We start from the raw sequence: 26,128 nt of genomic DNA on the forward strand, positions 1-26,128 counted from the left end.
CTTCTTCGTTACCGGATTGTTTATACCGGTTGTAATACTTCAGGAAGCTTCGGCGGTCGGTGTGATGAAACTCATAGAACTCTTTGGCCAGTTTAAAGCTTGGATGAAGCCCTTGCTTGACCTGCTCATAATCCTTTATTAGAAAACGATAGGTCTGCAAGTAATTCCGTTTCAGGGTGAGGTCGTTCGTGTTGATGCGCATAGCTCTTAATTTAGCTATTCTTGTCCTCGAATTATCTGACCTTTACAATTGCGACGTGTGGAAGGAAATATAGATGCTTCACTGCGTTCAGCATGACAAATTTTATAAGCTATGTCAAATGCTGTTTATGCACCCTTCTGTGCACCACCTCTTTTACTTTTTTTGATTTTGACTTTTTACGCTTGCCCAGCCAAATGATAAACCCTGTTATGGGCAGCGAGGCACAGATCAAACTGGCTAAAAAAGCGATGATCTTGGTGGTAAGTCCACCTATTTGGCCCACATGCAGATCATAATTCATCTCGTTCATTTTCAGGCCGGGACTTTTCTTTTCATTAGGTGTTTGCTTTAGTAGTTTGCCTGTATATTTTTCAAAAATGTATTCGTCGCTATTATAATAATGCAGGGTTTGGGCGTAAGCATTTATCCCAACCGTACCGGCGGCAGTAGCATCGTCATTAATAAGAAACATCTCGGCTTTGGGCGACTGCACCTGCGCAATTGCAAAAGCTTTATCTATCACAAAACCATTTTTTACTTTCCCTTTCAAAAGCGAATCAGACTTCAGCACTTCTTTTTCTGATGGATATGACCGGCCCAGATTAGCAGTGATATAAATTCCCTCCCTTACCGATTCAAAAACCATCGACAAGCCCGTTATAGCCAGTATAATGGCTACGGAGGTAGCATAAAAGCCCAGTACATTATGCAGATCGTAATTTACCCTGCGCCAGCGACCGTTCCATTTAATATTAAAGCTGCGTTTACGATCGCTTTTGCGTTTGGGCCACCAGAGTATGAGGCCGGTGATCATGATCACCATAAATATGATAACTGATATGCCCACCACCAAACTACCAATATTGGCAGGTAGCAGCAGGTACAGGTGAATATACTCTACAATAATAAAAAAGTTTTTCGCCGGGTTCTCGGTATGGGTTATTTTGCCAGTGTAAGGGTTTAAATACACATACAACATTTCGTCCTTAGGCAAATTGACCAGTACGGCAGCAGGCCTGTTCACTCCATAATAGTACATATAAGTGGCCGATGCCCCTTTCCGGCCCTTAAGCGCTTCGGCTTTTAAAACTGATGGATCAAGGTAGGCTTTGTACTGTACTTCAACCTTGCGGTAATCATGTATAAGATCCTGTATCTCATCCTGAAAACAAAATATACAGCCGGTAATACTCACAATAAACACCACCAGCCCGGATATAAACCCGAGCCAGCGATGACAGAATAATATGACTTTCTTAAACCTCGTCATTATTAAAATCGGTAAGCAATACTCAAACGGAAATTGCGCGGTGCATCTGCCTGCCAGTAATAAGCGTTCAGGAAAGAATAATAGGAACCGCTGTAAGTATATTTGTCAAGCACATTAAATACGTTGCCGGTAATGCGCATTTTCGCACCTTCCCAAAATAGGCCAGCATCCATTTTAAAGTAGTTGGGCAACTTTTCCAGGCCAACGCTCCAGGTATCTGTCTGCCGGCCGGCAAGATAAGTTCCGCCCAAAGAAATGCCGGTACCTTTTAGTCCACCACTACTTAATTTATAGCTTAACCAGGCGTTAGCAACATGTTTTGAGTAACCGGGAACCACATCACCTACTTTAATAGCATTATCTGGAGATGCGGCAAGGTCGGGATTTACTTTGCTCACTTTTGAATCGGTGTATGCGTAGTTTGCAGTCAGGTTCAAACCGGGTAGCACTTCACCACGCAGGTCAAACTCCAAACCCTGAGATTTTTTTTGACCAAATATGATACTTAACCCTGAGTTAGGAGCAGCATTGGGGTCGGCAGTTAACTCGTTATTTCTTAAGATGCGGTATACCGAAAGCGTAGTGTTCCATTTGCCATCGGCCCAATCTTTTTTAATACCAAACTCGGTGTTGGTACCGGTTAATGGCTGTAATTTACCAACGCTAACCCTGCCTGCCTGTGGTAAAAATGTCTGGTCGCGTAAACCATAAACCGAAGTTTGATTGTCTATGGATACGCTCAGGCCAACACGCGGGGTAAAATGCTTAGCTTCTTCCGGAGTGTTAAAGTCTGACATTTGTATGGAGGTATAACGGCCTGCCAATGTTAATCTAACTCTGTTATCAAAAAAGCCAAGTTCGTCTTGCACATAGAAGCTTGAATAGCGTGAGTTGATCAGACCAAATCCTGCTGCTGCACGCGCCTCTAAATTTAAGGTACGGTCAAACGTAGGGTAACCATTTGCAGGGTTGTTTAATGTAGGGATGCCTTCTTCATAAGGATTAAAAGGTGTTTCTTTGGTATCAAGCGATTTAGTTTGAGCATAATCGGCAATATATTTTTTGTCTGCCATATCAATGCCCCCTAAAATTTTATGAACTATGCCACCGGTAGTTACCTTGCCATTTAAAAATACCTGGGCTAATGACATTGTGCTTTGTGCTTCCCAAATACCTGCGTTGCGCACATACCGGCCGTCGGCAAATACGGTGTCGGCCCACATAGAGGTGCCGAGTTGCGAAGAGCTGTAACGCGCCGCCTGCGCAGTCAATTTCCAGTTATCAGCTAACTGGTGCTGCAGGTTCAAACTAAAGCTATGATCATTAATATTGGTTGGAGGCAGGCCTGCCGGTAACTGGGTAAAGTTACGCGGAAGCACAGCATAGCCTTTAGGGCTGAATACGTAGTATGAACCAACGTCAGACATATGCGCGCGCTGATAAACATACTCGGCCGTCAGCTTGGTTTTATCGTCAATTTGGTAAGAAATCACCGGCGCAATGGCATAACGGTCATTAAACTCATTAGCACGGAATGAGCCTTTGTTTTGTGCAGATAAGTTTAAGCGATACAGCAGTTTTCCATCCTTGCTCAGCTTCCCGTCAAGATCAAGCGTTGCGCGGTTCAAATTGAAACTGCCGGTGGTAAAGCTAACTTCGCCTTTTGTTTGGCCGGTAGGCTTTTTAGTAACCACATTGTATAATCCACTTGGGTCGCCGTTAGACAACATAAAGCCTGCAGGGCCTTTTACAAATTCAATATGATCAACAAAGCTCATGTCTTCGGTAAGCGGGCCCCAGTATGAACTTACTACGTTAAAGCCGTTCCTGAATGCCTGTATCTGCGAACCGCGCATGGTAATATTAGTATACATATCGCCCCAATGCTCTAATCTTACTGCACCGCTCACGTTACGTATCAAGCCATCGCTCATGCTGATCACCTGCTGATCGGCCAATACTTGTGATGTAACTACCTGAATATTTTGAGGAATCTGCAATAATGGCTCATCCAACCGCAAGCTATTTGAAGGGGCATCTACTTTATATTTTTGCCTTTTACCAGATATGGCCACTTCATTTAACTGGTTCGCATTTTCGGCCAGCGTAAAATTGGCAACAGCCGGATGGCCCGCCATTACTTCAACCTGTGCTTCCTGTGCCTTTTGACTAACGTGACTGATAACAAGGGTGTACTTTCCCTGAGGTACCCGCAAACTAAAATCGCCATTCGCGTCGGTAATTGTTCCATACTTGGTGCCCTTTAAAGTAACCGAAACGTTTTCGGCCGGGCCGTCATTATAAATTTTAACGTGACCTTTAACAATACCGCGTATTTGTTGCGCCGCAGCGAAATTTGAACTAAAGGATAATAAAATTAAGAGGGAGAGAAAAGAAAATATTTTGTGAAAAGAGAGTTGGGGTTGTTCCATTTTATTTAGACTAATTACAAATAATGGTCAAAAATAAAATACAAAGCCTTACAATCCAAATTATTTAGAATAATTATAAATAATAATGAGGTTTAGTGAGAAAACCCTGGGGAGAATTACCTCCATTAGTGCTAAGCTTGACGTTATCTATATGGTGTCATTGCGAGCGCAGCGTGGCAATCTCACGACGAAGGTTGCACAAGCAAAGTTTGTTACTTATCCTATGAGATTGCCACGCTGCGCTCGCAATGATATATTTATAGGTAGCTCCTAACGGAGCAACTTAACTTATATAAACAATGCCCGGATTGTTGTATCAAATATCAATCACTTCTTTCTTTTTCTTACTTTTCATTCGTTTGGGTACAAATTCAAGTATCTCATTTTTGAGGGCCTCAATCATGCGGCGTTTTAAAAAGTTACGCTGTATCACAATGCTTACCTCGCGGGCAGGTTCGGGCGATTTAAAATAACGCACCCTGTCCAATTGTTTGTCGCTTAGTTCGGCCAGGGCAAGTTCAGGCAATATGGTGGCGCCGTTATTCTGGTCAACCATCCGTTTCAGAGTTTCAACACTCCCGGTATTATACTCAAAATGCAAAAATCCTTTGGTTGATTTACGGCGCTGGCAAATGTTTAAAACCTGCTCGCGCATACAATGCCCCTCGTTAAGCACCCAAATCTCTTCCATATCAATATCCTCGGGGTTGATATTTTTCTTTTTTGAAAGTTTGCTATTTTTAGATACGTAGGCCACAAAGTTCTCGTAAAAAACAGGGATCTCGGTTAAGGTGCTTTCATGCAGCGGGGTCGACATGATGCCGCAGTCTATCATTCCCAATTTTAGCTGCTGCACAATTTCCTCGGTAGTTTGCTCCCAAACTATCAACTTAACCTGCGGAAACTTTTCAATAAAACCACGGATAATTTTGGGTAAAATATAAGGAGATACGGTAGGAATAATGCCCACCCTTAATTCGCCGGATAATTCTTTTTGCCTATCGGTAATAATTTCCTTTATTTTTTCACTTTCCGACAGCATGATACGAGCCTGCGTAATTATTTCGATACCAATTTCGGTAGGTGTTACAGGTTGCTTGCTACGGTCAAAAAGTTTTACACCAAGCGTATCTTCCAGCTTTTGTACCTGCATACTCAGTGTTGGCTGCGTAACAAAGCATTTTTCGGCGGCTAATACAAAACTCCGGTAGGTATCAACGGCTACAATATATTCAAGCTGGGTAATTGTCATATAGATAAATTCTATTCAAATATAACAATTATTGATTTTTTCTATTGAAATATTATAATGAAGTTTGAACTAACAAAACCAACTTGATATGGAAACCAATAAAAAAAAGCTGACTACTGCATCCGGTATCCCCTATGTGGAAAATGAAAACTCACAAACTGCCGGACCAAGAGGACCGATCTTGTTACAAGACTTTATACTTCACGAAAAAATGGCTCATTTTAATCGTGAACGTATACCGGAACGTGTGGTACATGCAAAAGGATCAGGCGCTTATGGTAAACTAACCATCACCCATGATATTTCAAAATACACCCGTGCCAAAATATTTAATACGATAGGTAAAGAAACCAAGGCATTTTTACGTTTCTCGACCGTAGGTGGCGAAAAAGGATCGGCTGATACGGAGCGCGACCCAAGAGGGTTTGCCCTAAAATTTTATACAGAAGACGGTAACTGGGACCTGGTAGGTAACAACACACCAGTGTTTTTTATAAAGGACCCAAAGAAATTTGGTGACTTTATTCACACCCAAAAACGCGACCCCTATACCAACTGTAAAAGCGCTACCATGATGTGGGATTTTTGGTCATTAAACCCTGAAAGCCTGCACCAGGTAACCATACTGATGAGCGACAGGGGAACGCCTTACGGTTATCGCCATATGGATGGTTTTGGCAGCCACACTTTCTCGTTCATCAATGCGCAGAATGAAAGATTCTGGGTAAAATTCCACTTTAAAACCCAGCAGGGCATTAAAAACTTTACCGACGCGGAAGCCGGTGAAATGCGTGGTAAAAACCCTGATTTTGCACAACATGACCTGTTAACCGCTATTGACAATGGCGATTTTCCGAAATGGGCCCTGAAAATTCAGGTAATGCCTGAGGCTGACGCCAAAACATATCACATTAACCCGTTTGACCTTACCAAAGTATGGCCACATGCCGATTATCCGTTAATTGATGTTGGTATATTGGAGCTTAATGAAAACCCCGACAATTATTTTGCCCATGTGGAACAGGCTGCTTTTGCACCGGCACATGTTGTTGATGGTGTTGGCTACTCGCCCGATAAAATGCTGCAGGGCCGCATCTTGTCATATCCTGATGCGCACCGTTACCGTTTAGGGGGTAATTATGAACAGATCCCTGTAAATAAATGCCCGTATCTGGTAAGTAATTACGAAAGGGATGGCCAAATGCGTGTGGATGGCAACCAGGGTTCAAATCCTAACTATTTCCCTAATAGTTTTGATGATATTGAAGTTGATCAAAGCTATAAACAACCGGCCTGGGATTTTGGCAGCTCTGTAGGCGACTGGTATGACCGCAACGCCGAAGGCGAAAACGATCATTACACCCAACCGGGTAATTTATACCGTTTAATGGATGGACAGGCAAAACATGACCTGATCACTAATATTGTGAATTCTATGAGTGGTATTGATGGCCCTAAAAAAGATCAGATAGTTAACCGCCAACTATGCCATTGGTTCAGGGCCGATATTAATTTAGGTATGGCAATTGCCAAAGGCCTGGAACTTGATCTGAATGAAACCATGAAACAAATGCCGGCTTCGGTATAAAGTATTAAGTCAAAAGTTTTAAGTCCTAAGTCTGCAGTTGTATTAAAAATACTGCCGGCTTAGGACTTAAAACTTTTGACTTAGAACTTACTCAACCGTAACAGACTTAGCCAGGTTACGCGGCTGGTCAACGTTACAGCCACGCATTACGGCTATATGGTAAGCCAATAATTGCAGTGGTATAGTAGCCACCAACGGCACAAACGCCTCATTGGTTTGAGGTATCTCAATCACATAATCGGCCATGTTCCGTACTTCGGTATCACCTTCGGTAACAATGGCTATTACATGCCCCTTACGTGCTTTTACTTCCTGTATATTACTGATCACTTTTTCGTACGAGGAATGCTGGGTTGCAATAACCACTACCGGCATATCGTCATCAATTAAGGCAATAGGGCCGTGTTTCATTTCGGCGGCAGGATAACCCTCGGCATGAATATAGGATATCTCCTTAAGCTTTAAAGCTCCCTCAAGCGCCACTGGGAACGAACTCCCCCTGCCCAGGAACAGGCAATTTGTTGAATCCTTGAATTTCGCGGCAATTTCTTTAATATGGTCATTTGATTTTAAAGCCTGTTCCACCAGTTGCGGGATCTCGTTCAGCTCGGTCAAATACTCCACCAGTTTGCCTTGTGTTATTTTACCGCGTTGCTGCGCAATGTAAAAGGCAATAAGTGTTAGCACGCTAACCTGGGCGGTAAATGCCTTTGTTGATGCTACACCAATTTCGGGGCCGGCGTGGGTATATACCCCGGCATGTGTAGTACGCGGTATGGACGCACCCACTACATTACAAATACCAAAAATAGTAGCGCCTTTTTCCTTTGCCAGTTCAATAGCCGCCATAGTATCCGCGGTTTCGCCCGATTGTGAGATGGCTATTACCAGGTCCTTTTCTGTAATGATAGGGTTGCGATACCTGAACTCAGAAGCGTATTCCACCTCAACCGGTACACGGGCATATTCTTCAATCAGATATTCGCCAACCAAGCCCGCGTGCCATGAGGTACCGCAGGCAATGATGATAATACGGTCAACATTTTTTAGTTTTTCAGTATACTCCTTTATCCCCCCCAGCTGTACCTTACCCTGCTGCGGGTAAATACGGCCACGCAGGCAATCACGAATGGAACGGGGTTGCTCATATATCTCTTTGAGCATAAAGTGGTCATAACCGCCTTTTTCAAGCATCTCCAGCTTCAGGTCAAGCTCCTGTATGTATGGGGTTTGAACCGAGTTGTCAATATTTTTGATCAGCAGGTTATTACGGTTTATAAACGCAATTTCGTTATCATTTAGATAGATCACATTTTTAGTGTACTCCACAATAGGTGTGGCATCTGATGCAATAAAATATTCGCCCTTACCTACACCAATTACCATTGGGCTGCCTTTACGGGCAGCTATGAGCTCATCTGGCTCGTCAGCGCTCATGATCACAATGGCATAAGCGCCTATCACCTTATTTAAAGCTACCCTCACAGCATCGCGCAGATCCAGGCCGCCCTGCTGCTGTATATCCTCTATCAGGTGAATTAAAACTTCTGTATCCGTATCGCTTTTAAAAACGTGGCCTTTAGCCAGCAGGGTTTCTTTAATAATACCGTAGTTTTCAATAATGCCATTATGAATAATGGTTAACTTACGGTCGCCAGACGAGTGCGGGTGCGAATTGCGGTCGCTTGGCTCGCCATGTGTTGCCCAGCGGGTATGCCCTATCCCTATTGATCCTTTCAGGTCAATGTCTTTAACAAACTTTTCAAGATCATCAACCTTGCCTGCCTTTTTATAAACCTTCAGTTCTTTATCTAATAAAGCCACACCGGCGCTGTCATAGCCCCGATATTCTAAACGGTGAAGTCCTTTAATAACTATTGGATAAGCATCCCGGTAACCTATATAACCTACAATTCCGCACATAATAAATTTATTAAAATGTAAATGGAGCAAAAATAATTAGCTATATAACATAAATCATAGCTAATTATTTTGATTTTTTTAGAAAAGAAGGACGTTTTTAATTACTTAAAAACAAATTTTAAGAAGTATAAATAGCTTAAATAAAAAATCCCCTTATCGGGGATTCTTTTTATCTAATCAGAGATTCGTTTACTTACGGATCTTGGTATAAATGATATTCAGCTTGATTTTATAAGGTGAAGTTTTATCGCTTCCAACCGCTACGGTACGGGCTGCAACCTGTGCGGTTGGACTAATATTAGTAGAACCTGTTTGACTATTAACCTCTGTTGTATCAACAGGTGCTACATACGTTCCGTAATCAATTGTTTTTTTAAGTAACAGATCCTGGATGTAAGCTGTCACTATAAAATGATATTCTTTTTTTGTTTTACTATATCCCCCGCCAAATACACCTGCCTGGGCACGCGCATCGGTTGGTGAAGCATCCTGAATAAGGGTACGCTGCTTGGCTATATCTAACTGGTACATGGTAAGTTTTGGCAATGGAGCATAAGGTATACCTGAGTTTGGCACTGGTGTGATCACCAGTTCGGCCCTGTTCAGTACAATAGAATCAGGCAATTTACTCAGATCCGGGAAACTCACTTTGGCTCTTAAACCTGCAAGCCCTTGCAAATAAAAAGTGTTTTGTGAATTTGTTTTGTCGTTTAGCGCAGCCTGAATGGTTGAAGTATAAGTATGTGTTATCTCGGCACTGTGCGATGAAAAAGGCAACGTCACCGTAGCGGTATCAATGGTTGCACCATTTACAGCTTTATAAAACACATCTATGCGTGATGAGTCAAGTGCAAGCTGTAAAATACCCCCGGCATTGGAAGCCTGGGTTTTATCTAACATAACATATAAACCCTTCACTGCATTTTGGAAAAGCAGCGTTGAAGCCAGCTGCGAACCAGTTGCATTCAACAGATTATCATAAATAAACTTCTTGCTGAATGGAATACGCAACTGCGGACCAACCTTTTGCACAGTATCAACCTTTGCATCCCTGATGTTAGTAATGGTTACGCTATCATGTGTACGGGCTGTAAATGTTTTTGTACCCAATAAATTGCCTAAATTAGCCTGCCAGTGTTTGGTGTTATAATAAGTTTGGTTATTGGCTTTTTCCTGTAGCTGGTAAACATTTGCTACGTAACGGGTAGCAACAGAATCACCATAAAAACCATCGGCATATCGTAATACCAATACAGCAGAGTCAATAGTTAATGTACCCGGTGGCACAGTATATGCCGCATTATTTGGTAATGAAAGGGCAAGGGCCAAATTTGATTTTGTTGTTCCAAATTCAGGGTCGGTAAAGTTAGCAAGCGGTGTTTTTGCAAGCGCCGATGTAACTACAGAGTCTTCAACAACAGTATTAACAATAACGTTGGAATCAACAATTAAACTTCCGTTGATCTGATTTGAAGAGTCAATACCTAAACCGATCCCATCTTGTCGTTTACAACTATTAAAAATAAAAAGACTTATTAACAGCGTCAATAAGTCTAATCTTAAAAATTTCATATATAATATTAAAGATTAAGCAACATGCACCAATTCATCGTTGGTAATTTCGTCGTAAAAATTGTAATAATTTTCGAAATCTGCGGTAGAATCAAATTCTAAAACCGATTTATTGCTGTTTTTAACATTATTTAACACATCTGCATCTATATTCTCGCTACCCAAAACTATTCCGTCTGAGTATTGAATGGCACCTGCATATAAGGCAGAATTTGTACCTTCTTTGTAAGCGTCAACGTGCTGTTCGGTCATGTTGTTCATGATAGCCTTACGCACAAAATCGCCATTCATTTTCTCTTTAAAATCATTTTCGTAGATAGAGTAAATGATCTTTGAGTTTTTGAATGTAGGATCGTCTTTATAAGTAGTTTTTAAATAAGCAGGCACCAATGCACTAAGCCAACCATGGCAGTGAATAATATCAGGAGCCCACCCTAATTTTTTTACAGTTTCCAATGCACCTTTGCAAAAGAAAATCATCCGCTCATCATTATCGGCGTAAAATTTACCGTCTTTATCACCAAACACATGTTTACGCTGAAAATATTCTTCATTATCTAAAAAATATACTTGCATGCGCGCCGCCGGGATAGATGCTACTTTAATGATCAGCGGGTTATCATTATCGTTGATAATGATGTTCATACCCGATAAACGGATCACTTCATGAAGTCTGTTCCTGCGCTCATTAATATTACCAAAACGCGGCATAAGGATACGGATCTCGTAACCTTTCTCCTGCATAGCCTGCGGAAGTTGGCGTGTTATTTCAGCAATTTTAGTGAGTTCGAGAAAGGGAGACATTTCATGAGTTATAAACAAAAGCTTAGATTTACCCATCACTTAATCAGTATTAAATATGTAAAGAAGTCAAAAAATTTGAGTCTGCAAATATAAGCATTATTATATGAACTGTCAACGAATTGTGCAAGTAACTTTTGGTATTTTTTAGGCAAATGCACATCTTTACCAAAATTTGTAATAGTATTTACATTGAAAATATTTACCACCAAAAAAGAAATAACACACTATTTTACCCATAAAACAGGAAAAATAGTGGGCTTTGTACCTACACTGGGAGCCCTGCACCAGGGCCATATGTCATTAATTAAACAGGCACAGCAAAACAGCACCGAAGTGGTTTGCAGCATTTTTGTTAACCCCACACAGTTTAATGACCCCAAAGACCTTGAAAAATACCCCAGGCCAATTGCTGCAGACATCAGTATGCTGGAGCAGGTTGGATGCGATATTTTGTTCAATCCCCCGGTTAATGAAATTTATGATGATAATGAGAAATGGCATTTAAACATAGGCGATCTGGAACATTTGCTCGAAGGCGAATTTAGGCCGGGGCATTATCAAGGGGTTACCCAGGTGGTTTATAAGCTATTTAGCATTGTGAAGCCGGATATCGCTTTTTTTGGGCAAAAGGACTACCAGCAGTTTTTAGTGATCAGTAAAATGGTTGAATTACTGAACATGCCGGTTAAACTGGTCATGTGCCCTATTGAGCGCGAAAATGACGGTCTTGCCATGAGCTCAAGAAATATTCATTTAACTCCCGACGACAGGCACCATGCGCTGATCCTCTTCAAAGCACTAAGCTGGGTTAAAAACAATTTTGATGCAGGCAATATTCCGGCAATAAAACAGCAGGCCGGGCTAATGATAAGTAACGAACCCGGAATTGAGTTGGAATATTTTGAAATTGTTGACGGCCAAACCCTGCATACCGCAACTGCCGATACAAAAAACATAGTTGCACTTGTTGCGGCCAGGGCAGGTAAAACAAGACTGATAGATAATATGTTGATTGGTTCTTAGCTCATGATTCACAGATCATGGTAGCCCGATAATTGCAGGTATACAACTATTTACATTTAGCCAACAATGCAATGTACTATCAGCTATGAACCATGAGTTAAATATTCATAACTTTGCATCATGATTATTGAGATATTAAAGTCCAAGATTCACAGGGTTAAGGTAACACAGGCCGAACTGAATTATGTGGGCAGTATTACAATTGATGAAGATTTGATTGAAGCGGCTAATATTATACCGAACGAGAAAGTCCAGATTGTAAATAATAATAATGGCGCACGCTTTGAAACTTATGTAATAAAAGGCGAGCGTGGCAGCGGAACAGTATGCCTTAACGGTGCAACAGCACGGTTGGCCCAGGTTGGCGATATTGTGATCATTATGTCATACGCGTACATGGAAACTGATGAGGCCCGTGCATATGAGCCCATATTGGTGTTTCCTGATGCTGATAATAAGCTGATCAAATAAGATTCGTTTTTCCAAACAAACAAAAACAACCATCCTTCTCTCAAAGCACCGCTATAAGCCGGACAGGTCATCTACGCACAATTTTTGTTAAAAATTTAACGTAAATCTGTGACACAATCCCCTGTTTTCAGGAATTAATTACGCGGATAAGAACCCAAACCCAGGGTAACTTTTAAACTTGCATCAACGGCGTTAGCCTTACGCAACAGGTAAACCATCCTGATGCGCACACTTGGCTGCCGAACAAGGTCATCAAGAAAATGTGAATTATCAATATCAAGCACAATGCTATTACCAACTTCGGGGGTAATATCCTTACGCACAGCAACCAGTACTTCATCACTCCCATCGGCTTTTGCCATATACACCCTCAAAGAAACTATATTGCCAATGTTATAATCAGATGGGTCTTTTGATTGCAACTTGGCCGATACAACGCGCACCTCGCTTATCCGGCCTGCATTATTACCATCTTTAGTAAAATCCTGGTCAAAGCTGTTGGCTATACTTAAAGCAGTACGCGCTTCGCCCACTGTTGCCGATGCCGGAATCACCAGATTGGCTGTATAAGGGAACGTTGACTTTACGATAGATTGCATCATGGCGCAACTACCCAAAAACAAGGTTATTATCAGAATAAACAAAGGCTTCTTCATCATATCAATTCAGGTGGTTATCCTCTACACTACAAACGCGGGTTTAATAAGTTTGTACTGCATATTATATATTAAATTTCAGTATAATTTAACTTAAAGCCGAATTTTTTTTTGAAAATTGTTAAAAAAATCGGTATCGGGGTTATGAACCGGTCTATCACAGCAATATTTAAAAATACGCTTTTTTTTGCATTTAAAATCACATTTTAGTTACAGTAAAGCTATACAATATTACGCCAAAGCGGCTTTCTAAAATTTTATAAAAAAATAGGCTAAAAAGTTTCACAAAACTCTATCTTTGCACCCCGACACTGAAGTCGGGATTTTTTCGCTTTCAGTGCATAGGAAAAATCGTTATCGTCTTAACAGACATTGACTTTTAACTTAGAACTTTTGACTTAAAAAAAGCCCTATGCCCAAAGACAACTCCATCAAATCCGTTTTAATTATTGGTTCAGGCCCTATTATTATTGGCCAGGCCTGCGAATTTGATTACGCCGGCTCACAAGCAGCCCTTTCGCTCAAAGAAGAAGGTATTACCGTTTCCATCATTAACAGCAATCCGGCAACTATCATGACGGATAAGGTTATTGGCGACCATGTTTATCTGCTGCCACTAACCTGTGCAAGTATTGAACAGATACTTGCAGAACAAAAAATTGATGCTGTATTGCCTACTATGGGCGGTCAAACCGCGCTTAACCTTTGTATTGAAGCTGCAGAACGCGGAATTTGGGAAAAATACGGTGTAAAAATTGTAGGGGTAGATATAGCCGCTATTGAAAAAACCGAGAACCGAGAAGCTTTTCGCCAGTTAATGGTTGATATAGGCGTGGGCGTAGCTAATTCAAAAATTGCCAACTCTTTTCTGGAAGGTAAAGAGGCGGCACAGGATATTGGCTTTCCGCTGGTTATCCGCCCAAGCTATACCCTTGGTGGTAAAGGGGCGGGCTTTGTGCACAAAAAAGAAGATTTTGATGCCGCATTAAGCCGAGGCCTTCAAGCTTCACCATCGCACGAGGTTTTGGTTGAGCAGGCTGTTATAGGCTGGAAAGAATACGAGCTTGAGCTGCTGCGTGATAATAACGATAACGTTATCATCATCTGCTCTATCGAAAACTTTGACCCGATGGGGATCCATACCGGCGACTCGATCACTGTGGCCCCGGCCATGACCCTGAGCGACCGCTGCTACCAGGATATGCGTAACCAGGCCATCCGTATGATGAGAGCCATTGGCAATTTTGCAGGTGGCTGTAACGTACAGTTCTCGGTTAACCCAGCCGATGAAGCCATCATCGCTATTGAAATTAACCCGCGCGTTTCGCGCTCATCGGCGCTGGCATCAAAAGCAACAGGTTATCCTATCGCTAAAATTGCTGCCAAGCTGGCCATAGGTTATAACCTTGACGAAATAGAAAATCAGATCACCAAAACAACGTCGGCTTACTTTGAGCCTACTTTGGATTATGTGATCGTTAAAATACCACGTTGGAACTTTGATAAATTTAAGGGCGCCAACAAAGAGCTGGGCCTTCAAATGAAATCAGTGGGCGAAGTGATGGGCATTGGCCGCAGCTTTATTGAGGCGCTGCAAAAAGCCTGTCAGAGTTTAGAGATAGGCCGCGCCGGTTTAGGTGCCGATGGCCGCCAGAGCCGCAATCTGGAAGAGATCATGCACAGCCTGGAGCATCCAAGCTGGGACAGGCTTTTCCATGTATATGACGCGCTGAGCCTGGGCGTTCCCATTGAATCGGTAAGGAAGGTTACAAAAATTGATCGCTGGTTCCTGAACCAGATCATGGATGTGGTGAACCTGGAGAACGAACTGCGCCGCTATTCGTTAACCAACATTCCTGAAGATTTCTTCTTCACCCTGAAACAAAAAGGATTTTCTGATACCCAGATAGCTTATATACTGGGTAACGTTACCGAAGAAGATGTGTATCTGCGCAGAAAAGCTTTGGGTATTAACCGCGTTTACAAAATGGTTGATACCTGCGCTGCCGAGTTCCCGGCCCAAACGCCTTACTACTACTCAACCTACGAGGGCGAAAACGAATCAATATCATCAGATAAAAAGAAAATAATTGTATTAGGATCGGGCCCTAACCGCATTGGACAGGGTATTGAGTTTGATTACAGCTGTGTACATGGGTTATTAGCCGCCAAAGAAGCCGGTTTTGAAGCTATCATGATTAACTGTAACCCTGAAACTGTATCAACCGATTTTAATATGGCCGACAAGCTATACTTTGAGCCGGTATATTGGGAACATGTTCGCGAGATCATCGAACTTGAGAAACCTTATGGTGTAATTGTTCAGCTTGGCGGGCAAACTGCTTTAAAAATGGCCGAGAAGATGCACGAACATGGCATCAGGATCATAGGTACATCATTTGATGATATGGATGTTGCCGAAGACCGCGGTCGTTTCTCAGACCTGTTGAAAGAGCTTGATATCCCTTATCCAAGATATGGCGTTGCCGAAAGTGCCGAAGAAGCGCTTGAAGTTGCCCACCATGTTGGTTACCCGGTATTGGTGCGCCCAAGTTATGTATTAGGCGGACAAGGCATGAGCATTGTTATTAATGACGAGGACCTGGAAAAAGCTGTAGTTAGCTTATTAAAAAACCTGCCAGGCAACCGTGTATTGATTGACCACTTCCTTGACCGTGCCGCAGAAGCCGAGACTGACTCGATCAGTGATGGTGATGACGTGCATATTATTGGTATGATGGAGCATATAGAGCCCGCAGGGATCCACTCAGGCGATTCATTTTCGGTATTGCCACCATTTGACCTGTCAGACAACGTGATTAGCCTGATGGAAGAATATACGGTTAAAATTGCCAAGGCATTAAATGTGCGCGGCTTGCTTAACATCCAGTTTGCTGTTAAAAATGATCAGGTGTTTGTAATTGAGGCCAACCCGCGTGCATCACGTACGGTACCTTTTATTGCCAAAGCTTATGATGTACCTTACATTAACATAGCTACCAAGGTAATGCTTGAAGTTAATAAGCTTAAAGACTTTACCATTGAGCGCAAACTATGGGGTTATGCCATAAAAGAACCTGTGTTCTCTTTCGATAAATTCCCTGAAGTGAACAAGGAGCTTGGCCCCGAAATGAAATCAACAGGCGAGGCTATACGCTTTATACCAAACCTGCAGGATCCTTATTTCAGGCACTTGTACAAAGAGAAATCAATGTACCTGAGCAAATAAAAATAATTAAAACATTAAATTACACGTGTAGTTTAATAACAGGATAAACATTTACCTGTAGCTCCCCGGTTACAGGTAAATTATTGTTGAACTTAGTTACTATAGATTGAAAGTTAATTCGAATAATACCCAGGCATTCAACCTCAATAATGTTGATCCTGAAGATATAGGTGATGTTCTTGTAAAAATTGAAAAGTCCTTTAATATCCGTTTAGACGATACATCCTGTAAAGATGTTAAAACCTTCGGCAAGCTTTGTGATATTGTAGTTGAAAAGGTAAAGCAAACCAACAACGATAGCTGTACTACACAACAGGCATTTTATAAAATACGCAATGCTATTAACTCCACCATTTCGCCGCCTAAAGAGCTGATAAAGCCTCAAACCCGGTTAGCAGATATTTTTCCCCGTGATAACCGTTTAGAGGTAATAGCCGAAATTGAAAAGGAAATGGGTTTTAAAATTAACCTTTTACAACCTAAGCAAGGCATAGTGGGCACATTCGTATTTGTATTACTGGCATCTTTGGCCGGTTTCTTTTTTCAACCGGTAATGGCTTTTGTTGGATTGATCATTGCGGCTATAGGGCTAATGCTTGCAGGAAAGTTTGGTAAAGAATTAAAAGTAAAAACCCTTGGCGACCTGGCCGAAAAAGTGGCGAGAGAGCATTATCTGAAATGCAGGCGCGATACCGCTACTGTAAACAGAACCGAAATAGCACAAAAAATAAAAGAGCTTTTTACAGCTGAGCTATATATGGAACCATCGGTATTAACCCGCAACACCAAGTTTTAAGCAAAAAACCACAACATCTTTTTTTGAAAGGTCATCCATATTACTTGGGTGACCTTTTTTATTTAATCCATATTTGGTTGTCGCATTATTCAGTAAATTGCGAAACCTATGAATATCCTGCATAAACCTTTAAAACTAATATTAATTATTGGTAGCCTCATTTGTGGTGCCAATTTTGCAAACGCTCAGGCCAAAAATGCCATCGGAATTGGGGCCGGCTTAAACACTTCGAGAGAGGGCTCAGGCGTTGGTGCTACTTTACAAGGCGAAATTAAATTAACCAATTCCATTAGTTTAGCCCCTTCTCTTGGTATTGAAATACCTTATGTAGCTTATTTGGGTGTTGCTGGCCGGTACTATTTTACCGATGAGGTTTATGGATCGCTTGGGGCCTTCGCGCATGTTGGCGGCGTTGATGATCCTTACCTCGGGCCTGGCGGAACAGCCGGTATCGGTTTCATAATACTCGCAACCACCAGGCATGTTCTCGACGTAAACTTTCATGCCGATTATTTTGAGAACGACCATGAAAGAACTACCCTGGCTGGTTTACGTTTAACATATAATTTTTCATTCACAAGGTTAAAATAACGCAGTTCAATCTTCACGGGCTTTCGTGTTTACACAGCTTGGATGCTCCGTTAGGAGCTGCCTGTTTGTAGCAAGCCAAATCAAAAAACAAGATTGCTCTATAGGTGCAACCTAAATTGGCAGTAAATTGCCTTTATGTGATCCGGGTAACCCCTCTGGGGCAAAAAAAATATTCACATTTTAAACTACAAACAGGTAGCTCCTACGGCGCACATCATCCGGCTGGCTGTATTGAGATGTGTATACACTGTAGCTTTAGCGGATTGAAGCTTTATTTATCAACCATTAATCCTTTCACCTCAAAAGTTACCTTTCGTTTGGGATCAGTTTTAACCTTATGCTGTTTTTTGCCGCTAACCGTATCTCCAGCGAGGTGCTGCAGGTCATCGGCTATAAATTGCTTGGCTGCTACTCCTTCCATGATCACCGTCCGCCCGGCCAAATCTGCAGGTATATTAATATTATAATTTTTAAAATGCGCCGATATTACTTTACCGGCACCGGCATCTAACTCAAACCAGCCACCTTTTTCACGCGTCACCCTGATCACCCTACCTTCAATGGTAGTACTGATCCGTGTTTTTTTCCCCATAAATGCTTCCACTTTGGCGGCGCTCATCATAGCTGTTGTATCAGGCTTTTGCCCGTAAACTATACCATGCGGCAGGGGCTCATCTTTTTGTGCCAGCACCGTTACAGACGTAAATAACAAAACAAAAAATGTTAATAATTTCATGATACAGCTTATTAAAATACAACAATGATCCAGGCAAAATGTTGCCCTTGCCGCTGCTGTATTTTCCTGTTTCTGCACCCTGGGAGCTAAGTATCCTTTTAACTAAAAAAGTATTTTTTTAAGTATCGTTTAAAGTCGGGCCAGCGTATATGTTAATGTATGTTAAAACGTGTTAATGTATGTTAAAACAGCCTTGTTACAGGTAATATGCATCACCATGTTGAGTTAATTTTGACGCAATGACATACTTATTACTTAATCTATTTATAATTTATTAACTATTAACACATGAACAAAACCTTGACCAAAGCAATTTCATTTGCCGCGTCTCTATTGGCTATTATTTTAGTTGTTACCGGGTGCAATAAAGGCACAACAACCACGCCTGGCTCTATCCCCGTTTTAACCACAATCGATGTAACTATTGATGCTGCCGGTACAACGGCACATAGTGGTGGCATTATTACTGCAACGCTTACTGATGGCTTAACGGCTTACGGTGTATGCTGGAGCAGTACCAATCAAAGCCCAAGCATAGCCGACTCCAAATCTACAGACACGGTTAATCAATTGAGCTTTGCCAGTAAAATAACTGGCTTAAGCCCCAAAACCACTTATTATTTAAGAGCTTACGCTACCAGTGCCGCGGGCACAGGTTATGGCAACATGATACAGTTTACCACCAATACCGACCTGTCGGCAGCAGTTGGTACTGTGAGCACACTGGCAGGCAACGCTTCTTCAGGTTTTATAAATGGTACGGGTACTGGTGCATTTTTTGACGGCCCGCAGGGATTAACCGTAGATGCAAGCGGCAATATTTATGTTGCCGACTCCTTTAATAGTGCTATAAGGAAAGTTACTCCCGCAGGTGTTGTAACCACATTATCGGGCAGCGGAAACATAGGCTATTTGGATGGCCCTATCGCCAGTGCCCAGTTTTATGCCCCTCAAAGTTTGGCGGCTGATGCCGCGGGTAATATTTACGTAGCCGATATGGGTAATAATATGATCCGTAAAATATCAGCAAGCGGCGTGGTAAGCACGCTTGCAGGAAGCGGTGATGCCGGTTATGTCAACGGAACAGGCACAGCGGCAACCTTTAATAGTCCGCGTGGGATAGCTTTAGACGCCCAGGGGAATTTATATGTAGCCGACCAGGGGAATAATCTTATCCGTAAAATTACAGCAGCTGGTGTAGTAACCACCGTTGCCGGTACCACAACAGCAGGCTATGTTGATAATGCTACCGCCACCAGCGCACAGTTTAACCGGCCGGATGGTATTGCATTGGATGCCCAGGGCAATATTTATGTCGCCGATCTGCTTAACTATGCTATTCGTAAAATAAGCACAGCCGGAGTAGTTACTACTTACATAGGCGGCCCTAAACAAACCGGTGTTATTGGTAACCCAGGCGCTATTACGTTTGATGCTAAAGGGAATTTCTTTATAAGCGATCAAAATGGCCGCATCCTGGAAATAACCACCGGTAAGGTTTTACTTTCGATAGCTGGTAAAACAACTTCGGCAGGCTTTGCCGACGGGCAGGGAGCAAGCGCTTTATTTAATTCGCCACAAGGCTTAGTTGCCGATGCCAGCGGAAACATCTGGGTGGCAGATAGCAATAACAACCGTATACGTAAGGTAGTACCGCCTGCCGGGATATAATTTTAGGACTTTTAGACAAAGGACTTTAGGACTTTGGGACAAAAGATAAAAAGACAAAGAACAAGTTTGTCTCTTGTCTTAAAGTCTAAAGCCTTTCGTCCTAAAGTCCTTCGTCCAAAAGTCTAAAAGTCTAAAAAAATCTATCCAAATAGCAAGCCAAACACTTCTTCAATAGTGCTTACAATTTTTATGTCGATATCATAGCGCGACAGGTCCATCCGTTTTTTGTCCTGCCCACCAGATGGCAGGTTATATTTCGAAATAAAGATCTGGTTAAAGCCTAATTTTTGTGCTTCGGCAATGCGTTGCTCCACACGGTTCACCGCCCTGATCTCGCCCGACAAACCTATCTCGCCCGCGAAACAGGTTTTAAAAGGCACTGGCATATCCTCATGCGACGAAATGATGGCAGCAGCCAGTCCCAGGTCAATAGCCGGGTCCTCAACCCTGATACCGCCCGTTATATTTAAAAATACATCCTTTGCAGCCAGTCTGAAGCCACAACGTTTTTCGAGGACGGCCAGCAGCATGCTCATGCGTTTGGTATCAAAACCAGTCGCGGTACGCTGCGGTGTGCCGTAAGCCGATGTACTTACCAGTGCCTGTGTTTCTATCAGCATGGGGCGCAGTCCCTCTAAAGTTGCAGAAATGGTGATGCCGCTTAAAGGTTCGTCGCGTTGCGATAGTAAGATCTCTGACGGATTGGATACTTCCCTTAACCCCTCACCCAGCATTTCGTAAATACCCAGTTCAGATGCCGAGCCGAAGCGGTTTTTAACCGTGCGTAATATGCGGTATACATGGTGCCTGTCGCCCTCAAACTGCAAAACGGTATCAACCATGTGCTCCAGTATTTTGGGGCCGGCTATCATGCCATCTTTGGTAATATGGCCTATCAGGAACACCGGTGTAGAAGTTTCCTTGGCAAAACGCAGCATTTCGGCCGTACATTCACGCACCTGCGATACGCTCCCCGGTGTGGATTCAATATGCGACGAATGCAGGGTTTGTATAGAGTCGATCACTACCAGATCAGGCTCCAGCGCCTCTATCTGTTTAAAAATATTCTGGGTTGAAGTTTCACAAAGTACATAAGAGCCCCCCCCGCCCCCTGAAGGGGGAGCTAATAGCTCAATAATAGATTCAGAAACTCCCCCTTCAGGGGGCGGGGGGGGCGTCGTTAGTCTTTCCGCCCTCATTTTGATCTGTCTTTCGCTTTCCTCGCCCGATACATATAGTACTTTCAGATTGGGCATGTTAAGGGCCAGCTGCAGCATCAGAGTTGATTTACCTATTCCCGGTTCGCCGCCTATAAGTACCAGTGAGCCGGCTACAATACCGCCACCCAAAACCCGGTTAAACTCCTTATCGGGGGTTAACATGCGGTGTTCTTCGCTAAAGGTGATATCGGCAACCTGTACCGGTTTATTGGCGCGCTGCTGGGTATTGGAGGTAACTTTCCAGGTGGGTACCGCGGTATTGTTCCCTTTATCAATGATCTCCTCAACAAAAGTATTCCAGGCCTGGCATGAAGGACACTTGCCCAACCATTTTGCCGACTCAAAGCCACAGCTTTGACAAAAGTACGCGATCTTTGATTTAGCCATTATTACTTAGATGTGCAGATTTACTCTGTTGAGGGTTCCGCTGTTTTTAGATGTGCAAATATGCAGATTTAATTGGAAATGCGTTATTGTTTTACTAATTTAATTAGCAATAAAGAGACCTACATTCTATTCAAGCTTAAATTCTTGTGCGTATCTTTAAAGTAAGCGTGGACGCTTACCTCAGGACATTATTCAAGCGAAGGACGCTTGAACAGGCGGAACTTCCGGATCGACTTATTCTTTGTCGCATTTACCCCCTTTAATTGTCATTTCCAAAACCGGCTTTATTAAGCTTTATGTATAATTTTGGTTTATACCGTAAGCAAAAAAAATTGACGTGTATTTTCAAATTATTGGCCAAATGAAAACAATATATGATAAAACAACAAGAGATGAATTGATTTACAGGATCAATACACTTGATGAAAACAGCACTGCTCAATGGGGCAAAATGAATATTTACCAGATGCTGAAACATTGTACCCTGTATGAAGAAATGATGTTAGGTAAACAAAAGTATAAATGGGCGTTTGTTGGCCGTTTGTTTGGCAGAATGGCTTTACCAGCTTTTGTAAAAGATGAAACTCCTATAAGGCGAAATGTACCTACACTTACCGAACTTAAGGTAAAAGAAAACAGTGGCAATATTTCATGCGAAAGAAAGAGGTGGACTGCCTTACTTGAAGAATACGCACATCTTTCAAACCATGAGATTGTACACGCCTTTTTTGGAAAACTAACAAAAGAGCAAATTGGGTATTTAGTTTATAAGCATACCGATCATCATCTTCGGCAATTTAATAGTTAATAAAGGCTGTCATGCTGAGTAACCTTTATTTGCTTGCAAATAATCGCATTGAAAATGACATTTTTTCAATATTGATGATCAGCAAGTTACAGACTTGTCATTGGCACCTAATTTGGTTTACATGGTTTACACTTTTCATGATTAACATTGATGTATATAATTAAAAATCAATTAATTATATACTTTTTCGCATAATATCCTGGGTTTACATTAATCAGCTTTTCAAGGTGTAAAGGCCTGTCAGTCTGAGTAACCTTTATTTGGTTTACAAATAAAGGTTACTCAGGATGATAGGCCCCACTTAACGCCTGAGTCTATGGATGCTTAATATCCTATTAAACAAAATGTGCAGATGTTAATTAAAACACCTGCACATTTGAAATCTGCATATCTGCACATTTAATTCCTTACAGCTTTATTTCCTCATCTTTTGATGAAAAGAAATGGAACTCGGTGATCTGGTAAGCAGGATTGCTTTTAACCTTGATCCACTGGCCATATTTAACAAACCACTTCATTTGGCGGTTATAAATACCTTTTTTAATGTAAGCTTCAATATATGGGTGCACAACCAGGGTAATGCCCTTTTCGTTTTGCTCATCCAAAATATAATTGAAGTTGTTTTCAATATCGTCAAGCAGCAAAATGGTTGGCCTTATAGTACCTGTACCATTACAGGTTGGGCACACTTCGCTGGTAACAATATTCATTTCGGGCCTTACACGCTGGCGCGTAATTTGCACCAAACCAAATTTACTTGGCGGTAAAATGGTATGCTTGGCCCTGTCGTACAGCATTTCTGCTCGTAAATAATCAAACAGCTCCTTGCGGTTTTGGGGTTTGTGCATATCAATAAAATCAATAACCACAATGCCGCCCATATCGCGCAGGCGTAACTGCCTTGCAATTTCTTTAGCTGCTTCCTTATTTACCTGGTAAGCGTTCTCTTCCTGGTTTTCTTTACTGGCTGTACGGTTACCGCTGTTAACGTCAATAACGTGTAATGCTTCAGTATGTTCAATAACCAGGTAAGCGCCGCCGGCAAGGTTCACTGTTTTACCAAAAGCACCCTTAATCTGTTTATCGATCCCAAAATGTTCAAATATAGGCTCCTTATGCTTATGCATGCGCACTATACTCTCCATATCGGGCGATATTTCATGGATGTACGAACGAATTTCTTCGAACATACTATTATCATTTACGTAAATATGCTGAAAATCGGGGTTCAATATATCCCTAAGGATAGTTGATGTGCGCCCAATTTCGCCCAAAACCTTTTTTGAAGGTTCAACAGACGGCAGTTTGGTAATAAATAACTCCCATTTTGATATCAGATCAAGCAGGTCTTTTTGTAACTCTTCAACCCCTTTACCTTCAGATACTGTACGGATAATAACGCCAAAATGCTTTGGCTTAATACTTTCAACAACCTTCCGTAAACGATTTCGCTCTGTATTGCTCTTTATTTTTTTGGAAATAGAGATAGCTTCCGAAAATGGTACTAATACCACATACCGGCCAGCTATTGAAAGATCAGAGCTTAAGCGTGGTCCTTTGGTTGATATAGGTTCCTTAGCTATTTGTACCGGAATAAGCTGGTTTTTTGATAATATCTCAGAGATCTTTCCTCCCTTATTGATATCACCTTCCAGCTTAAGGCCATCCAAAAGCTTCGATTGGTATCCCCCGCTACGTACTTGTTTGGTTAATTTAAGCAGGCTTTGTACCTGCGGACCAAGGTCAAGATAATGCAAAAAGGCATCCTTCTCGTAGCCAACGTCTACAAAGGCTGCATTTAAACTGGGCATAATTTTCTTTATGCGCCCAAGGTAAATATCACCAACAGTATAATTGTTGCTGATCTGCTCTTTATGAAGCTCTACAAGTTGTTTGTCCTGTAATAATGCAATAGTAGCCCCATTTGGGGATGAATCGATAATTAATTCTTTTATCAACTGCTACTCCATTTCTTAAAACGGTAAAAACCGCATGTTAATAAGTGGGTAAAAAACACTATTAAAGTTACCTGCCCGTAAAAAAAGCAGGTAAGCTGCTTTAAAAAAAGCAGCTTATTTCTTTTTATGTCTGTTTTTTCTTAAACGCTTTTTGCGTTTGTGGGTAGCCATTTTGTGTCTTTTACGTTTTTTACCGCTCGGCATAATAATAATTTTAAAATGTGATTAATTTAATTCTTTAATTCCTTGATATATTCATCAATTCGCTGCCCAAATACAGGATCGGGCATCATTTCTTTACATTTTTGGTAAGCGTCAATAGCTTCCTTTTTCATGCCCAGTTGCTTGTAACTTTCGGCCAAATAAAACGTTGGCTCCAATTCCTGTTTCTGCGCAATTAATGTTTTAAACCGGCCTACCGCTTTTTCGTACTGGCCCGATTTCATGGCGAACATACCCAGATTAAGGTTTGCGTTCCAGTTGTTCGGTTCCTTTTTAACTACTTCAAGCAGTAAGGCAATACCTTGCATAGGGCTGGCGCCGCCATTTACATACGCAACGCCTAATCCTGTTTTACCCTCAAGGCTTTCAGGCTTTAATTTCAGGGCACTTTGAAACGCTTCCACCGCATTTGTTACAAATGCGGGCTGCGTTAGGGTGTCTTGCGTAAGTTTGTAAGCATCATTAAAACGATTACCTGCATTTAACCAATCTTCCAGCTTATTTTCTTTACGGGCCAAAGCCTGGTAATAAAATGCTGCCGGAGCCGGCTGGTTAACATCATCCCACTGGCTAGCCAATTGCTTTTGCAATTTTTGCCCGTCAGCGCCTGATGCGTTTTTTAATTGCCCTTCAAGGTCATTTATCTTAGCTGTTAAGGCCGCCCCAATTGCGGCTTTAGCAGGCGCAGATACCATATCAACCGTTACAGCAGTTGCCGCCTTGCGGTTTGCTGACATCACGTTTGTTTTATCGGTTTTTGCCTCTTTGGGTTTTATTAAACCTTTAACAGGTAAAGAATACAAATAGCCCATGATAGCAATAACTACTACACCTACAACTATTTGTTTCTTATTCATGCTTATAAATTATTTACTTGTTTTGTTACCGGTTTTAACTTTTTCAACAAAAGTTTTAGCTGGTTTAAAGCTTGGTACAAAATGCTCTGGAATAATGATGGCAGTATTTTTTGAAATATTGCGTGCTGTCTTTTTCGCTCTTTTCTTTACAACAAAACTTCCGAATCCTCTAACGTAAACGTTCTCGCCGCCAACCATTGAGCTTTTAACTACTTTAAAAAATGCCTCAACTGTTTCCTGCACGTCTACTTTCTCTATACCTGTCTTAGATGAGATTTCAGTTATAATTTCTGCCTTAGTCATATCTGATTTACTTTTATTTAATATATAAATACTTAACTGTTTTGGGGTTGCAAAAGTATCGCTTTATATTTTAAGAGCGAAATATTTGTATGTTTTTTTTTATTCAATATGTAAAACGTACATTATCGTTACATATTATGGGCTAAAGCAGTGAATT

At 41.7% G+C, this 26,128-nt stretch carries 21 protein-coding genes; 8 read left to right on the top strand and 13 right to left on the bottom strand.

Annotated elements, in window-relative coordinates:
- From AC1DRQ_RS01510 to AC1DRQ_RS01525, 4 genes are all read right to left on the bottom strand, one after another.
- Positions 1-202: hypothetical protein (locus tag AC1DRQ_RS01510; RefSeq protein WP_477421881.1), on the bottom strand; the 202-nt coding region annotated here is incomplete at its 3' end.
- A 109-nt stretch (positions 203-311) separates the two neighbouring features.
- A complete protein-coding gene (locus AC1DRQ_RS01515; protein ID WP_477421882.1) occupies positions 312-1,472 on the bottom strand; it encodes a PepSY-associated TM helix domain-containing protein in 1,161 nt (386 codons plus the stop codon).
- Between the two features lie 2 nt (positions 1,473-1,474).
- Complete coding sequence (locus AC1DRQ_RS01520; protein WP_477421883.1) at positions 1,475-3,904, bottom strand: TonB-dependent siderophore receptor; 2,430 nt, start codon at positions 3,902-3,904, stop codon at positions 1,475-1,477.
- A gap of 316 nt (positions 3,905-4,220) precedes the next feature.
- Entirely contained in the window at positions 4,221-5,156 is a 936-nt protein-coding gene (locus AC1DRQ_RS01525; RefSeq protein ID WP_429399862.1) for a hydrogen peroxide-inducible genes activator, read from the bottom strand.
- An 88-nt stretch (positions 5,157-5,244) separates the two neighbouring features.
- Between AC1DRQ_RS01525 and AC1DRQ_RS01530 the strand changes: the two genes are divergently transcribed.
- Complete coding sequence (locus AC1DRQ_RS01530) at positions 5,245-6,744, top strand: catalase (protein WP_477421884.1); 1,500 nt, start codon at positions 5,245-5,247, stop codon at positions 6,742-6,744.
- Between the two features lie 87 nt (positions 6,745-6,831).
- Here AC1DRQ_RS01530 and glmS read toward each other — a convergent pair whose 3' ends face one another.
- From glmS to AC1DRQ_RS01545, 3 genes are all read right to left on the bottom strand, one after another.
- A complete protein-coding gene (glmS, locus tag AC1DRQ_RS01535; RefSeq protein WP_429399860.1) occupies positions 6,832-8,667 on the bottom strand; it encodes a glutamine--fructose-6-phosphate transaminase (isomerizing) in 1,836 nt (611 codons plus the stop codon).
- A 189-nt stretch (positions 8,668-8,856) separates the two neighbouring features.
- A complete protein-coding gene (locus AC1DRQ_RS01540) occupies positions 8,857-10,239 on the bottom strand; it encodes a DUF4270 family protein (RefSeq protein WP_477421885.1) in 1,383 nt (460 codons plus the stop codon).
- A 15-nt stretch (positions 10,240-10,254) separates the two neighbouring features.
- Positions 10,255-11,079 carry a glycogen/starch synthase gene (locus AC1DRQ_RS01545; protein WP_429399858.1) on the bottom strand — a complete coding sequence of 275 codons (825 nt, stop codon included), beginning with the start codon at positions 11,077-11,079 and terminating at the stop codon, positions 10,255-10,257.
- A 153-nt stretch (positions 11,080-11,232) separates the two neighbouring features.
- On the opposite strand from AC1DRQ_RS01545, the gene panC reads away from it, so the two are divergent.
- Together panC and panD are read left to right on the top strand one after the other, a co-directional pair.
- Complete coding sequence (panC, locus tag AC1DRQ_RS01550; protein ID WP_429399857.1) at positions 11,233-12,066, top strand: pantoate--beta-alanine ligase; 834 nt, start codon at positions 11,233-11,235, stop codon at positions 12,064-12,066.
- A 120-nt stretch (positions 12,067-12,186) separates the two neighbouring features.
- Positions 12,187-12,537, top strand: coding sequence for an aspartate 1-decarboxylase (gene panD, locus AC1DRQ_RS01555; RefSeq protein ID WP_429399856.1), 351 nt, complete (start codon positions 12,187-12,189; stop codon positions 12,535-12,537).
- 134 nt (positions 12,538-12,671) lie between these two features.
- Here panD and AC1DRQ_RS01560 read toward each other — a convergent pair whose 3' ends face one another.
- Entirely contained in the window at positions 12,672-13,196 is a 525-nt protein-coding gene (locus tag AC1DRQ_RS01560) for a hypothetical protein (protein ID WP_429399855.1), read from the bottom strand.
- Between the two features lie 409 nt (positions 13,197-13,605).
- Here AC1DRQ_RS01560 and carB point away from each other — a divergent pair, with 409 nt between their 5' ends.
- The 3 genes from carB (at position 13,606) to AC1DRQ_RS01575 (ending at position 17,809) form a co-directional block, all read left to right on the top strand.
- On the top strand, positions 13,606-16,422 hold the full coding sequence (gene carB, locus AC1DRQ_RS01565; protein ID WP_429399854.1) for a carbamoyl-phosphate synthase large subunit: 2,817 nt from the start codon (positions 13,606-13,608) through the stop codon (positions 16,420-16,422).
- A gap of 106 nt (positions 16,423-16,528) precedes the next feature.
- A complete protein-coding gene (locus tag AC1DRQ_RS01570) occupies positions 16,529-17,218 on the top strand; it encodes a CobD/CbiB family protein (RefSeq protein WP_429399853.1) in 690 nt (229 codons plus the stop codon).
- Positions 17,219-17,326: 108 nt separating this feature from the next.
- The gene (locus AC1DRQ_RS01575) at positions 17,327-17,809 is read left to right on the top strand and encodes a hypothetical protein (protein ID WP_477421886.1); all 483 of its coding nucleotides are present in this window, start codon (positions 17,327-17,329) and stop codon (positions 17,807-17,809) included.
- 271 nt (positions 17,810-18,080) lie between these two features.
- Here AC1DRQ_RS01575 and AC1DRQ_RS01580 read toward each other — a convergent pair whose 3' ends face one another.
- Positions 18,081-18,545 (bottom strand): DUF4920 domain-containing protein, encoded by a 465-nt coding sequence (locus tag AC1DRQ_RS01580; RefSeq protein WP_477421887.1) that lies wholly within the window; start codon positions 18,543-18,545, stop codon positions 18,081-18,083.
- A 288-nt stretch (positions 18,546-18,833) separates the two neighbouring features.
- Here AC1DRQ_RS01580 and AC1DRQ_RS01585 point away from each other — a divergent pair, with 288 nt between their 5' ends.
- Positions 18,834-20,216 (top strand): NHL repeat-containing protein, encoded by a 1,383-nt coding sequence (locus tag AC1DRQ_RS01585; RefSeq protein ID WP_477421888.1) that lies wholly within the window; start codon positions 18,834-18,836, stop codon positions 20,214-20,216.
- A gap of 140 nt (positions 20,217-20,356) precedes the next feature.
- Here the strand turns inward: AC1DRQ_RS01585 and radA are convergent, their stop codons facing one another.
- Entirely contained in the window at positions 20,357-21,823 is a 1,467-nt protein-coding gene (radA, locus tag AC1DRQ_RS01590; protein ID WP_477421889.1) for a DNA repair protein RadA, read from the bottom strand.
- A 361-nt stretch (positions 21,824-22,184) separates the two neighbouring features.
- Between radA and AC1DRQ_RS01595 the strand changes: the two genes are divergently transcribed.
- Complete coding sequence (locus AC1DRQ_RS01595) at positions 22,185-22,631, top strand: DUF1569 domain-containing protein (RefSeq protein ID WP_477421890.1); 447 nt, start codon at positions 22,185-22,187, stop codon at positions 22,629-22,631.
- Between the two features lie 407 nt (positions 22,632-23,038).
- On the opposite strand, the gene AC1DRQ_RS01600 is transcribed toward AC1DRQ_RS01595, so the two are convergent.
- From AC1DRQ_RS01600 to AC1DRQ_RS01610, 3 genes are all read right to left on the bottom strand, one after another.
- A complete protein-coding gene (locus AC1DRQ_RS01600) occupies positions 23,039-24,589 on the bottom strand; it encodes an Rne/Rng family ribonuclease (protein ID WP_429399846.1) in 1,551 nt (516 codons plus the stop codon).
- A 230-nt stretch (positions 24,590-24,819) separates the two neighbouring features.
- Complete coding sequence (locus AC1DRQ_RS01605) at positions 24,820-25,668, bottom strand: tetratricopeptide repeat protein (RefSeq protein WP_429399845.1); 849 nt, start codon at positions 25,666-25,668, stop codon at positions 24,820-24,822.
- Between the two features lie 9 nt (positions 25,669-25,677).
- Positions 25,678-26,001 (bottom strand): HU family DNA-binding protein, encoded by a 324-nt coding sequence (locus AC1DRQ_RS01610; RefSeq protein ID WP_429399879.1) that lies wholly within the window; start codon positions 25,999-26,001, stop codon positions 25,678-25,680.
- Positions 26,002-26,128 lie beyond the last annotated feature (127 nt).

Source organism: Mucilaginibacter sp. P4_E8 (assembly GCF_056401495.1).

What these genes read in the sequence shown, in the direction of transcription:
- AC1DRQ_RS01515 (WP_477421882.1), bottom strand. Translation starts at nt 1,472, where the DNA reads ATGACGAGGTTTAAGAAAGTCATATTATTCTGTCATCGCTGGCTCGGG.
- AC1DRQ_RS01520 (WP_477421883.1), bottom strand. Translation starts at nt 3,904, where the DNA reads ATGGAACAACCCCAACTCTCTTTTCACAAAATATTTTCTTTTCTCTCC.
- AC1DRQ_RS01525 (WP_429399862.1), bottom strand. Translation starts at nt 5,156, where the DNA reads ATGACAATTACCCAGCTTGAATATATTGTAGCCGTTGATACCTACCGG.
- AC1DRQ_RS01530 (WP_477421884.1), top strand. Translation starts at nt 5,245, where the DNA reads ATGGAAACCAATAAAAAAAAGCTGACTACTGCATCCGGTATCCCCTAT.
- glmS (WP_429399860.1), bottom strand. Translation starts at nt 8,667, where the DNA reads ATGTGCGGAATTGTAGGTTATATAGGTTACCGGGATGCTTATCCAATA.
- AC1DRQ_RS01540 (WP_477421885.1), bottom strand. Translation starts at nt 10,239, where the DNA reads ATGAAATTTTTAAGATTAGACTTATTGACGCTGTTAATAAGTCTTTTT.
- AC1DRQ_RS01545 (WP_429399858.1), bottom strand. Translation starts at nt 11,079, where the DNA reads ATGGGTAAATCTAAGCTTTTGTTTATAACTCATGAAATGTCTCCCTTT.
- panD (WP_429399856.1), top strand. Translation starts at nt 12,187, where the DNA reads ATGATTATTGAGATATTAAAGTCCAAGATTCACAGGGTTAAGGTAACA.
- AC1DRQ_RS01560 (WP_429399855.1), bottom strand. Translation starts at nt 13,196, where the DNA reads ATGATGAAGAAGCCTTTGTTTATTCTGATAATAACCTTGTTTTTGGGT.
- carB (WP_429399854.1), top strand. Translation starts at nt 13,606, where the DNA reads ATGCCCAAAGACAACTCCATCAAATCCGTTTTAATTATTGGTTCAGGC.
- AC1DRQ_RS01575 (WP_477421886.1), top strand. Translation starts at nt 17,327, where the DNA reads ATGAATATCCTGCATAAACCTTTAAAACTAATATTAATTATTGGTAGC.
- AC1DRQ_RS01580 (WP_477421887.1), bottom strand. Translation starts at nt 18,545, where the DNA reads ATGAAATTATTAACATTTTTTGTTTTGTTATTTACGTCTGTAACGGTG.
- AC1DRQ_RS01585 (WP_477421888.1), top strand. Translation starts at nt 18,834, where the DNA reads ATGAACAAAACCTTGACCAAAGCAATTTCATTTGCCGCGTCTCTATTG.
- radA (WP_477421889.1), bottom strand. Translation starts at nt 21,823, where the DNA reads ATGGCTAAATCAAAGATCGCGTACTTTTGTCAAAGCTGTGGCTTTGAG.
- AC1DRQ_RS01595 (WP_477421890.1), top strand. Translation starts at nt 22,185, where the DNA reads ATGAAAACAATATATGATAAAACAACAAGAGATGAATTGATTTACAGG.
- AC1DRQ_RS01605 (WP_429399845.1), bottom strand. Translation starts at nt 25,668, where the DNA reads ATGAATAAGAAACAAATAGTTGTAGGTGTAGTAGTTATTGCTATCATG.